The organism is Streptomyces sp. NPDC048603 (assembly GCF_043199475.1).
GTDB lineage: Bacteria > Actinomycetota > Actinomycetes > Streptomycetales > Streptomycetaceae > Streptomyces.
Window position 1 is genome coordinate 117,300 of sequence record NZ_JBICVY010000005.1, and the last position, 14,170, is coordinate 131,469.

15 protein-coding genes are annotated in these 14,170 nt (G+C 72.2%); 7 read left to right on the forward strand and 8 right to left on the reverse strand.

Annotated features, from left to right (window positions below):
- Positions 1–63 precede the first annotated feature (63 nt).
- From ureG to ACGFQ9_RS13400, 3 genes are all read left to right on the forward strand, one after another.
- Positions 64–759, forward strand: coding sequence for an urease accessory protein UreG (gene ureG, locus ACGFQ9_RS13390; RefSeq protein WP_393573883.1), 696 nt, complete (start codon positions 64–66; stop codon positions 757–759).
- Positions 756–1,535: an urease accessory protein UreD gene (locus ACGFQ9_RS13395; RefSeq protein ID WP_393573884.1), complete on the forward strand. Its 780-nt coding sequence runs from the start codon at positions 756–758 to the stop codon at positions 1,533–1,535. The genes ureG and ACGFQ9_RS13395 overlap by 4 nt, the downstream gene beginning before the upstream one ends.
- A gap of 297 nt (positions 1,536–1,832) precedes the next feature.
- Positions 1,833–3,425 (forward strand): alpha/beta hydrolase, encoded by a 1,593-nt coding sequence (locus ACGFQ9_RS13400; protein ID WP_393574288.1) that lies wholly within the window; start codon positions 1,833–1,835, stop codon positions 3,423–3,425.
- Between the two features lie 34 nt (positions 3,426–3,459).
- Here the strand turns inward: ACGFQ9_RS13400 and ACGFQ9_RS13405 are convergent, their stop codons facing one another.
- The 6 genes from ACGFQ9_RS13405 to ACGFQ9_RS13430 all read right to left on the reverse strand — a co-directional run bounded on the left by ACGFQ9_RS13405 (position 3,460) and on the right by ACGFQ9_RS13430 (position 8,769).
- The gene (locus tag ACGFQ9_RS13405; protein WP_393574289.1) at positions 3,460–4,173 is read right to left on the reverse strand and encodes a lysophospholipid acyltransferase family protein; all 714 of its coding nucleotides are present in this window, start codon (positions 4,171–4,173) and stop codon (positions 3,460–3,462) included.
- 122 nt (positions 4,174–4,295) lie between these two features.
- Positions 4,296–4,454, reverse strand: a complete 159-nt coding sequence (locus ACGFQ9_RS13410) for a hypothetical protein (RefSeq protein ID WP_393573885.1) — start codon at positions 4,452–4,454, stop codon at positions 4,296–4,298.
- Between the two features lie 32 nt (positions 4,455–4,486).
- On the reverse strand, positions 4,487–5,443 hold the full coding sequence (locus tag ACGFQ9_RS13415) for a cytochrome c oxidase assembly protein (protein ID WP_393573886.1): 957 nt from the start codon (positions 5,441–5,443) through the stop codon (positions 4,487–4,489).
- Between the two features lie 93 nt (positions 5,444–5,536).
- Positions 5,537–6,562 carry a 6-phosphofructokinase gene (locus tag ACGFQ9_RS13420; RefSeq protein WP_393573887.1) on the reverse strand — a complete coding sequence of 342 codons (1,026 nt, stop codon included), beginning with the start codon at positions 6,560–6,562 and terminating at the stop codon, positions 5,537–5,539.
- A 213-nt stretch (positions 6,563–6,775) separates the two neighbouring features.
- Entirely contained in the window at positions 6,776–7,504 is a 729-nt protein-coding gene (locus ACGFQ9_RS13425) for a type 1 glutamine amidotransferase (protein WP_393573888.1), read from the reverse strand.
- Between the two features lie 26 nt (positions 7,505–7,530).
- Entirely contained in the window at positions 7,531–8,769 is a 1,239-nt protein-coding gene (locus ACGFQ9_RS13430; RefSeq protein ID WP_393573889.1) for a MurT ligase domain-containing protein, read from the reverse strand.
- Positions 8,770–8,893: 124 nt separating this feature from the next.
- Between ACGFQ9_RS13430 and def the strand changes: the two genes are divergently transcribed.
- Positions 8,894–9,433: a peptide deformylase gene (def, locus tag ACGFQ9_RS13435; protein ID WP_393573890.1), complete on the forward strand. Its 540-nt coding sequence runs from the start codon at positions 8,894–8,896 to the stop codon at positions 9,431–9,433.
- A 287-nt stretch (positions 9,434–9,720) separates the two neighbouring features.
- Here the strand turns inward: def and ACGFQ9_RS13440 are convergent, their stop codons facing one another.
- Entirely contained in the window at positions 9,721–10,368 is a 648-nt protein-coding gene (locus ACGFQ9_RS13440) for a TetR family transcriptional regulator (protein ID WP_393573891.1), read from the reverse strand.
- A gap of 191 nt (positions 10,369–10,559) precedes the next feature.
- Here ACGFQ9_RS13440 and ACGFQ9_RS13445 point away from each other — a divergent pair, with 191 nt between their 5' ends.
- From ACGFQ9_RS13445 to ACGFQ9_RS13455, 3 genes are all read left to right on the forward strand, one after another.
- Positions 10,560–11,786, forward strand: coding sequence for an acyl-CoA dehydrogenase family protein (locus tag ACGFQ9_RS13445; protein ID WP_393573892.1), 1,227 nt, complete (start codon positions 10,560–10,562; stop codon positions 11,784–11,786).
- A 328-nt stretch (positions 11,787–12,114) separates the two neighbouring features.
- Entirely contained in the window at positions 12,115–13,098 is a 984-nt protein-coding gene (locus ACGFQ9_RS13450; RefSeq protein ID WP_393573893.1) for a hypothetical protein, read from the forward strand.
- A 126-nt stretch (positions 13,099–13,224) separates the two neighbouring features.
- On the forward strand, positions 13,225–13,701 hold the full coding sequence (locus tag ACGFQ9_RS13455; RefSeq protein WP_393573894.1) for a hypothetical protein: 477 nt from the start codon (positions 13,225–13,227) through the stop codon (positions 13,699–13,701).
- Here ACGFQ9_RS13455 and ACGFQ9_RS13460 read toward each other — a convergent pair.
- Positions 13,695–13,994, reverse strand: coding sequence for a hypothetical protein (locus tag ACGFQ9_RS13460; RefSeq protein WP_393573895.1), 300 nt, complete (start codon positions 13,992–13,994; stop codon positions 13,695–13,697). The genes ACGFQ9_RS13455 and ACGFQ9_RS13460 overlap by 7 nt on opposite strands.
- Between the last annotated feature and the right edge of the window lie 176 nt (positions 13,995–14,170).

Genomic DNA, 14,170 nt, shown 5'->3' on the forward strand with positions numbered 1-14,170 from the left:
CATCCGCCTCACCCATTCCCCCGGCCCCTGACCGCCGCCCCCGAACCCCGCGAGGAGTCCGCCATGCACCTGGACCACGCCGAGACCTACCCGCACCGGCACACCCACAGCGCCGACCACCTGCGCGCCGACGGCTCCCGGAGGGCCCTCCGCATCGGACTGGGCGGGCCCGTCGGCTCGGGCAAGACCGCCACCGTCGCCGCGCTCTGCCGGGCGCTGCGTGCCGAGTACTCCATGGCGGTCGTCACCAACGACATCTACACCCGGGAGGACGCCGAGTTCCTGCTCCGCGAGGCGGTCCTGCCGCCCGAGCGGATCACCGCCGTCGAGACCGGGGCCTGCCCGCACACCGCCATCCGCGACGACATCTCCGCCAACCTGGAGGCCGTGGAGGAGCTGGAGGAATCCTTCCGGGAACACGGCCCGCTCGACCTGGTCCTCGTCGAGTCCGGCGGCGACAACCTCACCGCGACCTTCTCCCGGGGCCTGGTCGACGCCCAGATCTTCGTCATCGACGTGGCCGGCGGCGACGACATCCCGCGCAAGGGCGGCCCCGGCGTCACCACCGCCGACCTGCTGATCGTCAACAAGACCGACCTCGCCCCGCACGTCGGCTCCGACCTGGACCGGATGGCCCGGGACGCCGCCGCGCAGCGGGCCGACCTGCCCGTCGTGTTCCAGTCCCTGCGCGGCCCGGAGGGCGTGGCCCCGGTCGCCCGCTGGGTGCGCGAGCAGGTCGGCGCCTGGGTGTCCCGTTGAGCACGGTCGCCGGGCGTCCGCGCACCGGGCTGCGCGCCACCGCCCGGATCGTCGCCGAGGCCGACGGCCGGGGCGGCACCGCCCTGCCCGTCCTGGCCGGAGAGGGCCCGCTCGCCCCGCGCCGTACCCGCGGCACCGGTCCCGAGGCCGGGGTGATGCTGGTCGGCGCCATGAGCGCGCCGCTCGGCGGCGACCACCTCACCGTCCGGGCCACCGCCGGGCCGGGAGCCCGGCTGGCCGTCGGCTCGGTGGCCGCCACCCTCGCGCTGCCCGGACCGCACGGCGAACCCGCCCGGTACGACGTCCACCTGAGCCTGGCGGACGGCGCCGCGGTGCGCTGGCTGCCCGAACCGCTGGTTTCCGTCCGCGGCAGCGACCTACGGGTGCGCACCCGGGCCGAACTCGCCCCCGGTGCCCGGCTGCTGATGCGCGAGGAGCAGGTGCTCGGCCGGTTCGGCGAGGCCCCCGGACTGCTCCGCAGCCGGCTGACCGTCCTCCGGGCCGGGCGCCCGCTGCTGGACCAGGAGCTGTCCTGCGGGCCCGGCGCACCCGACGGCTGGGACGGGCCGGCCGTCCTCGCCGGATGCCGTGCGGTGGGCCAGCTGCTGGTGGTGGACCCGCGGTTCGAGAAGGACCCGCCGACGGGCGGCCCGCTCGGCGAACTCGCCGCCGTCACCCCGCTCGCCGGACCGGCGGTCCTGATCAGCGCCATCGCCCAGGACGCCCTGCGCGTGCGGGAGTTGCTCGACGAGGCGAGCCGTACCTACGCCCGGTGAACCGGGCGGACCGCCGCGGGCACCTGGGGGCACCGGAGGGATGCCGCCCAAGTGCCCTGCGGAGGAACGGAGTCCGATTGTGTACCGCTCTCCGGTACACGCAACTCCGGTTATCGGCTTGGCAAAGAACCCGTCCGGGATCTGTCGCCGGAGGTTACCCGGCAGGAAAGATCTCCCTGCATGTGACCGAGCCGCCACGCGCGGCACACCTGATGCAGGGGGAACCACCACGTGATACGCAACGCGGCGCTGGGGAGCGCCGCCACCTTCACCGTCGGCGCGCTCGCGGCCGGCCTGATGCTCGCCCCGCCGGCCTCCGCCGCGGCCGCGGAAGGCCGCTCGTACGGCGTTCCGGAGTCCGTCGGTGTGCAGATCGCCGCGGCGCGCGCGACCCGCGTCGGCATCGACTGGAAGGACTGTCCGGCCGACTGGGGCCTGGAGAAGCCGATCCAGTGCGGCTTCGTCAAGGTGCCGCTCGACTACGCCAAGCCCTTCGGCAAGCAGATCGAGATCGCCGTCGACCGGATCGGCAACACCGGCACCAAGCAGGAGCGCCAGGGCGCCCTCGTCTACAACCCGGGCGGCCCCGGCGGCTCCGGCATGCGCTTCCCGCGCCGCGTCACCACCAAGAACCCGCTGTGGGCCAACGCCTCCAAGGCGTACGACTTCGTCGGCTTCGACCCGCGCGGCGTCGGCCACTCCACGCCGATCTCCTGCATCGACCCGCAGGAGTTCGTCAAGGCCCCCAAGGCCGACCCGGTGCCCGGCTCCGAGGCCGACAAGCGCGCCCAGCGCAAGCTCGCCGCCGAGTACGCGGACGGCTGCAAGGAGCGCAGCGGCTGGATGCTGCCGCACATGACGACCCCGAACACCGCCCGCGACCTCGACGTCGTCCGCGCCGCGCTCGGTGAGAAGAAGCTCAACTTCCTCGGCGTGTCCTACGGCACCTACATCGGCGGCGTCTACGCGACCCTCTTCCCGGGCCACGTCCGCCGCATGATCGTCGATAGCGTCGTGAACCCGAAGCAGGAGCAGATCTGGTACCAGGCCAACCTGGACCAGGACGTCGCCTTCGAGATGCGCTGGAACGACTGGAAGGCGTGGGTCGCCAAGAACGACGCCACCTTCCACCTCGGCGACACCCCCGCCAAGGTCGAGGCCCAGTGGCAGAAGCTCCGCGCCACCGCCAAGGCCAACCCGCTCGGTGGGAAGGTCGGCCCGGCCGAGCTGATCTCCTTCTTCCAGAGCGCCCCGTACTACGACTCCTCCTGGGTGCCCGTCGCCCAGACCTGGAGCGCGTACGTCGCCGGTGACACCCAGGCCCTCGTGGACGCCGCCGCCCCCGACATGACCGACACCGCGGGCAACATCGCCTCCGAGAACGGCAACGCGGTCTACACCGCCGTCGAGTGCGCCGACGCCAAGTGGCCCACCAGCTGGCAGCGCTGGGACCGGGACAACACCCGCCTGCACAAGAACTACCCGTTCATGACCTGGGCCAACGCCTGGATGAACCTGCCCTGCGCCACCTGGAAGGCCAAGCAGAGCAGCCCCATCGCGGTCGGCGCCAAGCGCATCGCCCCGGTCCTGATCGTCCAGTCCGAGCGCGACGCCGCCACCCCGTACGACGGCGCCGTGGAGCTGCACCGCCGGCTGGCGGGCTCCCGCCTGATCACCGAGAAGGGCGCCGGCTCGCACGGCGTCACCGGCCTGAAGAACCCCTGCGTCAACGAGCGGGTCGACAGCTACCTGCTCACCGGCAAGGTGGACGCGGCCGACGTGACCTGCGCCCCGCACGCGGAGCCGGTCGCCCCGACCGCCACGGGCAAGGCCGCGCAGACCGCGCTGGCCCTGCCGGAGCTCGCGGACCTGCCGGGCGTCCGCCGGTAACCACGCGGGCGGGCAACCGGGCGCGGGGGAGGGCTCACGGCGTACGCCGGCGGGCCTTCCTCCGCGCTTCCTCCTGCTCGGCCTTGACCTCACCCGCGTAGCGGTCGACGTACTCCTGCCCGGACAGGCCCAGGACCGCGTACATGATCTCGTCGGTGATCGCCCGCAGCACGGCCTTCTCGCCCTCCATGCCGGCGTACCGGGAGAAGTCCAGCGGGCGGCCGAAGCGGATGGTCACCCGGCGGCCGAAGCGGGGGACCACCTTTCCCGGCGGCTGGAGTTCGAAGGTGCCGACCATCGCACAGGGGATCACCGGCACGCCGGCGCCCAGGGCCATCGCCGCGACCCCCACCTTGCCCTTGTAGAGCCGTCCGTCATGGGAGCGGGTGCCCTCCGGGTAGATGCCCAGCAGCTCCCCCTTGGCGAGGACGCCGAGCCCCTCGCGGATCGCCGCCTGCCCGGCCTCCTTCCCGGAGCGGTCCACCGGGATCTGTCCGGCGCTGCGGAAGAAGGCGGCGGTGAGCCGGCCCTTGGGGCCCTTGCCGGTGAAGTACTCGGCCTTGGCGAGGAAGGTGATCCGCCGCTTCAGGATCGCGGGCATCAGGAAGTGGTCGGAGAAGGACAGGTGGTTCCCGGCGACGATCGCCGCGCCCTCCTCCGGGATGTTCTCCAGCCCTTCGATCCTGGGCCGGAACAGCAGCCGCAGCAGCGGCCCGAGCAGAACGTGCTTGAGCAACTGGTAGAACACCGGGTCGCTTCCCTTCACCTGGCGGGAAGGTCAGTGTGACGCACCCGCTGCCGGTCCCGTCACCCCTGGTACGTACGGTGTCGCAGCGGGTTCAACGGGACCGGAGGTTCACCGGGACGCGGTCAGGTGCCGCGCGAGGCCGCCATGCCGACGGTGATCATTCCGAGGACGAGCCAGCCGAACCAGAGCCAGCCGTTACTGCCGAGGGCCACCGAGTACGCGGCGACGACCACGAGCGTGGCGAAGGTCACCACCGCCATTGCCTTGACGGATCCGGTCATGCCCCATGGTGGCGCCAAAACGCCCTACCGCGCTACTGGCCGCGCGCCTGCAACGAGGCCAGATAGGCGTTGTAAGCCTCCAGCTCCTTGTCGCCGTCCCGGTCCGCGGCCCGGTCGGCACGCTTCGCCGCCCGCTGCTCCGAGTGGTACCACTGGTAGACGAGCGCGATCAGCACCAGCACCGAGGGGATCTCGCTGAAGGCCCAGGCGATGCCGCCGGCCCACTGCTGGTCGTCGAGGGCGTCGATGCCGAGCGAGGCCGGCGGCGAGGAGTAGGTGCCGGTCATCGGCTCGCTCGCCATCATCAGCGCGATGCCGAAGAAGGCGTGGAAGGGCATCCCCGCGAACAGCTCCAGCATCCGCATCACGTAACCGGGCCGGTGGGGGCCCGGGTCCACGCCCATGATCGGCCAGAAGAAGACCAGGCCGACGGCGAGGAAGTGGAGCATCATCGCGATGTGCCCGGTCTTCGACCCCATCAGGGAGTCGAACAGCGGAGTGAAGTAGAGCGCGTAGAGGCTGGCGATGAACATCGGGATGGTGAACGCCGGATGGGTGATCACCTTCATGTACCGGCTGTGCAGCAGCGCCAGCAGCAGTTCGCGCGGGCCGCGCCGGCCGCGGCCGGCCGGCGGCAGGGCGCGCAGGGCCAGCGTCACCGGGGCGCCGAGCAGCAGCAGGATCGGCGCCACCATGCTGATCACCATGTGCTGGACCATGTGCACGCTGAACATGACCATGCCGTAGTCGTTCAGCTTGGTGCACATCACGAGCGCGACGCTCAGGACGCCGAGGACGAAGGAGGCCGTCCGGCCGAGCGGCCAGGCGTCCCCGCGGGCGCGCAGCCGGAACACGCCCCAGCCGTACAGGGCGAGACCCGCCAGGCATCCGAACAGGAAGAAGGCGTCGAAGGAGAACTCCAGACCCCGGCCGAGGGTGAAGGGCGGCAAGTCCATGTGCATGTCCATGCCGTGACCGCTGTGATCCATACCTTCACTCCCTTGACCGTGGTGCCCCACCACAGTAATGGGGCCCCCGGACGCCGATGCGTCCGGGGGCCCCATCGGGTCATCTTCGGGACATCAGAGGACGTTCTGGGCCTCGGCGAAGCGCTCGGCCGGCACCGTCTTCAGGGTCGAGGTGGCCTCCGCGAGCGGCACCATCACGATGTCGGTGCCGCGCAGCGCGGTCAGCATGCCGAATTCGCCCCGGTGCGCGGCCTCCACCGCGTGCCAGCCGAAGCGGGTGGCGAGCACCCGGTCGTACGCCGTGGGGGTGCCGCCGCGCTGGACGTGGCCGAGGATGACCGGGCGGGCCTCCTTGCCCAGCCGGGCCTCCAGCTCCACGGCGAGGAGGTTGCCGATGCCGGCGAACCGCTCGTGGCCGTACATGTCCTTGCGGCCGTCCTCGAACTCCATCGAGCCGGGGCGCGGCTTGGCGCCCTCGGCGACCACGACGATCGCGAACCGCTTTCCGGCCGAGAAGCGCTCGCCGACGATGCGGGTCAGCTCCTCGATGTCGAAGGGGCGCTCCGGCACCACGATGGCGTGGGCGCCGGCGGCCGTGCCGGACTCCAGGGCGATCCAGCCGGCGTGCCGGCCCATGACCTCGACGACCATGACGCGCTGGTGCGACTCCGCGGTGGTCTTGAGCCGGTCCAGGGCCTCGGTGGCCACTCCGACGGCGGTGTCGAAGCCGAAGGTCCGGTCGGTGGAGGCGATGTCGTTGTCAATGGTCTTCGGCACGCCCACGATCGGCAGGCCGGCCTCGGAGAGCAGGTTGGCCGCCTTCAGGGTGCCTTCGCCGCCGATCGGGATGACGGCGTCCAGGCCGAGATCGGCCACATGGCCTCGGGCACGCTCCACGCCGTCCCGCAGGTGGGCCGGCTGCACCCGGGAGGAGCCGAGGATCGTGCCGCCACGGGCCAGGATGCCCGCCACGTCCTCCAGGTCCAGCTTCCGGTAGTCACCTTCCAGGAGGCCCCTCCAGCCGTCCTGGAAGCCGATCACCTCGTCGCCGTGGTCCACGACGGCGCGGTGCACGACGGAGCGGATGACGGCGTTCAGGCCGGGGCAGTCGCCACCGGAAGTGAGCACACCTATGCGCATGGCACAAGAAACCTTTGCAACGTGGGCCGACGACCGGACCACGTCGTCCGGTTGGAACTACCCGTCACCCTACAAGCGGATCGGCAGTGGACTGAACCATCCTCCAAGGCCGCGTTCGGTTCTTGGAGGAAAAGACCGCGGAAACGCCGCGGCCCGGACTCCACCAGGGAATCCGGGCCGGACAGCGGGTGCGCCGGGCGGGCCGGCAGGCCGTTACGCGGGCTGGGTGGCGGCCGCGATGCGCTCCGCGCGCAGCGCCTCGTACCACTGGTCCTCGACCGGCGGCAGCGCGTTCACGTCCAGGGCCAGCTTCAGCAGCAGGTCCGCGATCTGCGGGTTCCGCGCCATCACCGGTCCGTGCATGTACGTGCCGAAGACGGTGTCGTTGTACGCGCCCTCGGTGCCGTCTCCGGTGCCGTTGCCACGGCCGATCCGGGTCCGCGCGAACGGCTTGGCGGTCGGGCCGAGGTGGGTCACGCCCTGGTGGTTCTCGAATCCGGTCAGCTGGGGCAGGTTCAGCCGAGGGTCGATGTCCGCGAGCACGTCGCCGACGCACCGCTCGCCCTCGCCGCGCACGGTGACCACGTCGAGCAGGCCGAGGCCCGGCTGACGCTCGCCCATGTCGTTCACGAACTCGTTGCCGAGGATCTGGTAACCGGCGCAGACCGAGAACACGATCGCCCCGTTCGACACGGCCCGCTCCAGGCCGCCGTCGCGCAGCAGGCGCTCCGCGGCCAGCCGCTGCGGCCGGTCCTCGCCGCCGCCGATGAGGTAGATGTCCCCGGAGGTGGGGATCGGCTGGTCGCTGCGGACGTCCAGGCGCTGGACGTCCAGGCCGCGCTGCCGCGCCCGGCGCTCCACCACCAGGGCGTTGCCCTGGTCTCCGTACGTGCTCAGCAGGTCCGGGTAGACCCACACCAGACGCAGGCTGTTGTCGCTCATGCTGTTGTCGTCCTTATGGAGGGGTACTAGTTGCCGACGCGGCGGCGGACGTCCTGGAAGGCGGTGTAGTTGGCGATCAGCTCGATCTGTCCGGGCGGAGCCAGCTGCACGGCCTCGTCGAGGGTCTCGCAGACCCGGAAGTCCAGGCCGGCGACCTCCAGCCGGACGGCCAGGTCCAGCTTGCGGTCACCGATCACGAAGATCGGGTGCCCGGCCAGCCGCGGGTAGTCCACGTCCCACAGCCAGGAGGTGTCGGTGCCGTCGGCGCCCCGGGCGTTGACCGAGAGGATCACCGGCGTCGGCGGCGGGTCGATCAGCGAAAACGTTTCGAGCCAGCCCGCGGGGTTCTTCGCGAGCAGCAGCCGCAGCTGACGGTTCTGGAAGGTCACCACGTCGTAGCGGCCGGCCACCGCCTGCACCTGGTACATCCGCTCCAGCGCGACCTGCGGCGGGACGCCGAAGACGGCGGCCACGGCGGCCGAGGTCGCGGCGTTCGCCTTGTTGGCGCGGCCCGGCAGCTGCAGGTGGATCGGCCAGGCGCTGCCGTGCGGGTCGAGCACGTGGTCGCCGGAGAGCGCCCAGCTCGGGGTGGGGCGGCGGAACCCGCACTCACCGCAGAACCAGTCGTCGCCGGGGCGCTGCATCACGCCGCCGCAGGAGGGGCACGACCAGGCGTCGTCCTTCCACTCCTGGCCGGCCGCGACCCACACCACGTTCTGCGAGGAGGAGGCGGCCCACACGATCAGCGGGTCGTCGCAGTTCGCGACGATGACCGCCTTGGAGCCGGCCAGGCCCTCCCGCCACTTCTCGGCGAGCATCCGGGTCTCGGCGGCCCGGTCCAGCTGGTCGCGGGAGAGGTTCAGCAGCGCGATCGCCTTCGGCGTCACGTCGCGGGCCACTCCGGCCAGGTACTTCTCGTCGACCTCGATGACGCCGTACTTGGCGTCGCTGCCGCCCGCGAGGGCGGAGGTGATGCCCGCCGGCATGTTCGCGCCCAGCGCGTTGGAGACCACCGGGCCGCTGGCGCGGAGGGCCTCCGCGATCAGGCGGGTGGTGGTCGTCTTGCCGTTCGTCGCGGACACGAGGACGACATCGAGGTGCTGTGCCAGCGCGCTGAGCAGATCGGGGTCGAGCTTGAGTGCGACCTTGCCCCCGATCACCGATCCACTGCCACGCCCCGCGGCCCGCGACACCGCCGCCGCGGCCTTGCCCGCCGTCACGGCCAGCTTGGCCCGCGGCGAAAGCGGCTCCGTGTTGCCTGCCATCGTCCCTTGTCCTCCTTGCGTCGGTCCGGCCCCAGCCTATCCAGAACCTGTCGGGCCCCTGACCTCGGCGCCCGCTTGACGCCCCGGATCTCCTCATATGGTCGTGCCGCGTACGCTTACGGCCATGCGACAACGCCCCATTCCCGGCACTTCCGGTCTGGTCCGCACCATGAGCCTGCTCGGCGATCCGGTGCTTCATTCGGCCTGTGCCGAGGTCACCGAGTTCGGCCCGGAACTCGACCGGCTGATCGAGGACATGTTCGCGACGATGTACGCGGCGCAGGGCGTGGGGCTGGCGGCGAACCAGATCGGTGTCGCGCAGCGGGTGTTCGTCTACGACTGCCCCGACGACGAGGAGGAGCGGCACCTCGGGCACATCGTCAATCCCCGGCTGGTCGAGGCCGACGGGGTGGAGGTGCTCGGGCCGGAGGGATGCCTATCCCTTCCGGGTCTGGAGGCCGGTACGCCCCGGTTCGACCGGGCGGTGGTGGAGGGCGTGGACTCGGCGGGGGAGCCGGTGCGGGTGGAGGGGACCGGGTTCTTCGCGCGGTGCCTGCAGCACGAGTGCGACCACCTGGACGGGATGGTCTACCGGGAGCGGGTCGAGGGGATGCGGCGGCGGCGCCTGGAGCGGTCCATCCGCAGGGCGGGCTGGTCGGCGTAGCGCGGCGCGGCTCCGCCGCGGGCCGTGCCGCGGCCCGGTCGGGCTGTGCCCGGGCTCCGTCGGGCCGCCACCCCCGCGACTCGTGCGGGGCTTCGGCCCGGGCTCTGAGCGGGCTTCGGGTGGGCGGGGTGTGGCCGCTGAGCGGCGGTGTCCCGGTGTGCCCACCCGTCCCGCCCTGCGGGACGCCTGCCCACACCGGGGGTGGGTACGGGTGCGTGCCCACGCCGGGGGTGGGTACGGGCGCCTGCCCGGACCGGAGCGGGGTGCCTGCCCGCGCCGGGGGTGGGTCAGAAGCCCGGGCCGTCGGCGAGGTTGCCGGCTGTGGCCAGGCGGCCCCAGAGGAGGTCGGTGAGGCCGGTGACGAGGGCGGCGCGGGAGCACGGGCGTTCGCCGAGCCACCAGTCGCCGGCGGCGTACATCATGCCGACGATGCCGTGGCCCCAGATGCGGGCGAGTTCCTCGCCGTCGGGGCCGAGGTCCACGCGTTCCGCGATCACCTTGGCGAGCTCCTCGCCGAGCCGGCGGAGCAGCGGGGCCGAGTGCTGGCCGACCTCGAAGCCGCGGTCGCCGGTGTGCGAGTCCTCCGCCGGGTGCATCAGGAAGCGGTAGACCTGCGGCCGGGCCTCGATCGCGGTCAGGTAGGTGTCCAGGGTGGCCTCGACCCGGCGGCGGCGCTCGGCCGGGGCGTCCAGGGCCGCCCGCAGGGAGTCCAGCAGGGCGTCCGTGTGGCGTACCGCGAGGGCCTGGTAGAGGCCCGCCTTGTCGCCGAAGTGGCGGTAGAGGATCGGCTTCGTGATGCCCGCCTCGGCCGCGATGGCGTTCATGGACGCCTTGGGGCCGTCCCGGAGCACCACCCGGTCGGCGGCTTCCAGCAGCTCCCGGCGCCGGCGTTCGGCCGTGCCCGGTTCCCGGCCGGCCTGCTGCGTGGTCTCCATGACGTTCTCTCTCCCCGCCCGTGCGATGTGCGTGACGCACGCGCAACGTAACACCCCGCCCCTCCCCGCGATCGAATCGGAGGTACCGGACAAGATTTGTTGACAGTTACTACTCGCCGGTAACAGACTGAGGCCCTGCTGCGGGTTACCGCAGGTAACGTACGTGGTGCACCAACACAGCTGGAGGGGTCATGGCGGAGTTCACCATGGAGCTCAACGAGGACCAGAAGCAGGTCCGGGACTGGATCCACGGCTTCGCCGCCGACGTCATCCGGCCCGCGGCCGCGGAGTGGGACGAGCGTGAGGAGACTCCGTGGCCCGTCATCCAGGAGGCCGCCAAGGTCGGGATCTACTCCCTGGACTTCTACGCGCAGCAGTTCTTCGACCCGACCGGCCTCGGCGTCCCGATGGCGATGGAGGAGCTGTTCTGGGGTGACGCGGGCATCGCCCTGTCCATCGTGGGCACCGGCCTCGCCGCGATCGGCGTCGTCGCCAACGGCACCGAGGAGCAGATCGGCACCTGGATCCCGCAGATGTACGGCACCCCGGACGACGTGAAGGTCGCCGCCTTCTGCTCCTCCGAGCCCGATGCCGGCTCCGACGTCGGCTCGATGCGGACCCGTGCCGTCTACGACGAGGCCAAGGACGAGTGGGTGCTCAACGGCACCAAGACCTGGGCCACCAACGGCGGTATCGCCAACGTGCACATCGTCGTCGCCGTGGTGGATCCCGGGCTCGGCACCAAGGGCCACGCCTCCTTCATCGTCCCGCCGGGCACCCCCGGCCTGTCGCAGGGCCAGAAGTTCCAGAAGCACGGCATCCGCGCCTCGCACACCGCCGAGGTGGTGCTGGAGGATGTACGGGTCCCCGGCTCCTGCCTGCTGGGCGGCAAGGAGAAGCTGGACGAGCGGCTGGCGCGGGCCCGCGAGAAGGCCAAGTCGGGCGGCGAGCGCGTGAAGAACGCGGCCATGGCCACCTTCGAGGCCTCCCGCCCGGCGGTCGGCGCGATGGCGGTCGGCACCGCCCGTGCCGCGTACGAGGTCGCCCTCGACTACGCCAGGACCCGCACCCAGTTCGGCCGGCCGATCATCGACAACCAGGGCGTGGCCTTCCAGCTCGCCGACATGCGCACCCAGATCGACGCGGCCCGGCTGCTGGTGTGGCGGGCCTCCTGGATGGCGGTCGCGGGCAAGCCCTTCGACGCGGCGGAGGGCTCGATGTCCAAGCTCTACGCGAGCGAGGTGGCCAAGAAGGTCACCGCCCAGGCCATACAGATCCTCGGCGGTAACGGCTACACCCGCGAGTACCCGGTGGAGCGCATGCACAGGGACGCCGCGATTTACACCATCTTCGAGGGCACGAGCGAGATCCAGCGCCTGGTGATCGCCCGCACCATCTCGGGGATGCCGATCCGCTAGGCCCCGCCGGCTCCGCCACCGGACGGCGGTGTCAGTGGTCGCCGTTAGCGTGAACGCATCACCAACCACCCGATTGCTGCCGGGCGGCTGGCTACTCGGATCCGCCCCGACGGACCCCGCGAGGGGACAGCGCCCGCCGGGGCGGAGCTGCGTCCGGGCCTTGTCCGGGCCCATTCGGCGGGCGCCCGTATGACCGTTGTGGGGCCGCTGTGAGACCGTTCCGTGACGGTCCGGCGGAATGCCCGGTTTGGGCTTGGGGGCGGCGGAGGGGCGGCAGCAGGATCCGTCGGTGGCGCGACGCAGTGATCACCGACAGGGGAGGATTCCCGTGCGTTCCATCCGACGCCGCCGTCCGGCGGCAGTGCCCGCGTTGCTGGCGGGCTTACTGGCGACTCTGGTGCTGGTGCTGGTGCTGGTGCCCGGCCAGGCGCGGGCCGCGGGCGGTCCCACCGCGCCGGCCCTGGGTCCCGTGGCCTTCAATCCGCCCACGGCGTCCCTTGAGCTGCCGCTGGACGCGTACACCGAATCGCGCGCCGAGCAGCGCCTGCTGCACACCGCCCAGAACCGGCTGACCACCCGCTGCATGGCCCGGTACGGCCTCGCGTACGCGGCCCCGGACCCCGCCCCGCCCACCGGCCCCGAGGACCGGCACGAGTACCTGTTCGGCCTGGCCGACCCCGCCCGCGCGGCCGCCTACGGCTACGACCGGTGGGGCGGCCGCACCCGGCCGCCGGGCAAGGAGGAGCCGCCGGTGCTGACGGAAGAGGCCCACCTGGTGCTCTACGGCACCCGGCCCGGTGAGCCCGAGGGGCCGGAGGTGCCGAAGGGGCCCGTCTCGGAGGAGGAGGCCCGGGAGATGGACAGCGGGGTCGTCGTGGGCGGGCGCACCGTCCCCGTCCACGGCTGCGCCGGCGAGGGCTACCGGATCCTGAACCTCCCCACCAGGGCCTCCATGGACCCGCTCTACGGGCAGTGGGCCTCCTTCGACGCCTATTACCGGGCGAAGGAGGACCCCCGCATGACCGCCGTGGTCCGCAGGTGGTCGCAGTGCATGGACCGGGCCGGCTATCCGGGCATCGTCGGCCCGTACGAGGTGGAGCGCGTGCTCGGGCTGGAGGACCCCGCCGGTCCGGCCGCAGTCGCGGCCGCCGTACAGGACGTCCGGTGCAAGCGCAGGGTGAACCTGGTCGGCATCGGGGCGGCCGTCATCTCCGCCCACCAGCGGCAGCTCCTCCAGCGGCACGCCGGCGACTTCGCCCTGCACCGGCAGCAGCGGGAGGCGCGCCTGGCGCTGGCCGCCACGCTGGTCTGACCCGCCGGTTCCGCACCGCCGTCTTCCCCGGACCGTGGCGCGCCGCCTTGTCACAAGGCTGTCGCGGGGCGTCACGGTCCCGTCACAGGGGGCGGCGGACGGGTGGGCGGCGGCCAGTATGGGGTGATGCGTACACATCAGAAGCGTGTCGTTGCCCTCGCGTGTGCCGCCGTCGCGGCGTTCGCGTTGTCCGCCTGCGGCAGTGACGGCGGGGACTCGAAGCAGGACGGTGCGGCGCCCGGAGCCTCGCCGTCGGCGGGCGGCCCTTCCGCGAGCCCCGGCTCCTCCGCGGCGCCGAGCGCGCCCGCCACCGCCCTCTCCCCCCTGCCGGAGAGCGCCGAGCCCTCCGCCCGGTACCGCAAGCCCGTGGGGGACAAGCGGGTCGTCTACCTGGCCGGGCTGAAGACCGTCCATCCGTCCCTCGTCGCCGACGAGGAGAAGGCCCTGGAGAACGGCGTCCAGCAGTGCTACACGAACATGCTGCCCGGCATCGACACCACGGCGGAGGCGAAGAAGCGGTTCAGCACCCCGGAGCACCCGGTCAGCGACTTCGAGGCGATCATGATCGAGGCGAATGTGAAGAGCACCATCTGCCCCTACTGACCCCGCCGGGCGGCCCGGCCGGACCGGCGGGGACGGTCCGCGAGCAGCCGGTCGACCGCCCGGCCGAAGAGGAGGCGGCCCGCCGCCGCCACCGCCGGATCGAGGAGCCGCGGGAAGCCGAAGAGGCGCAGGTCCTCGCGCCAGTGGACCTCGCTGCCGCCCGCCCGGGCCGGGCGGATCTCGATCTCCGCCCAGCCCCTGACCGCGCGGCCGCGCTTCTCCAGCCGGGCCAGTCCCGGAGTCCGTCCGGCAGGTGGACGCCAGACCGTGACCTCCATCACGTCAATCACCATCAACCGTCCCATTCCGGTCATCGCGGAGAACCGTGTGCCCACCCGGGTGGGAGGTGCGGTGTGGACCACCGTGCGGGTCAACGGGACCTGCGCGCCGTGCCGTTCCCAGTCGGTGAGGCGCGTCCATGCCTCCTGCGGAGGCAGTGAACTGCCGCGAACAATCCGGATAGCGGGCA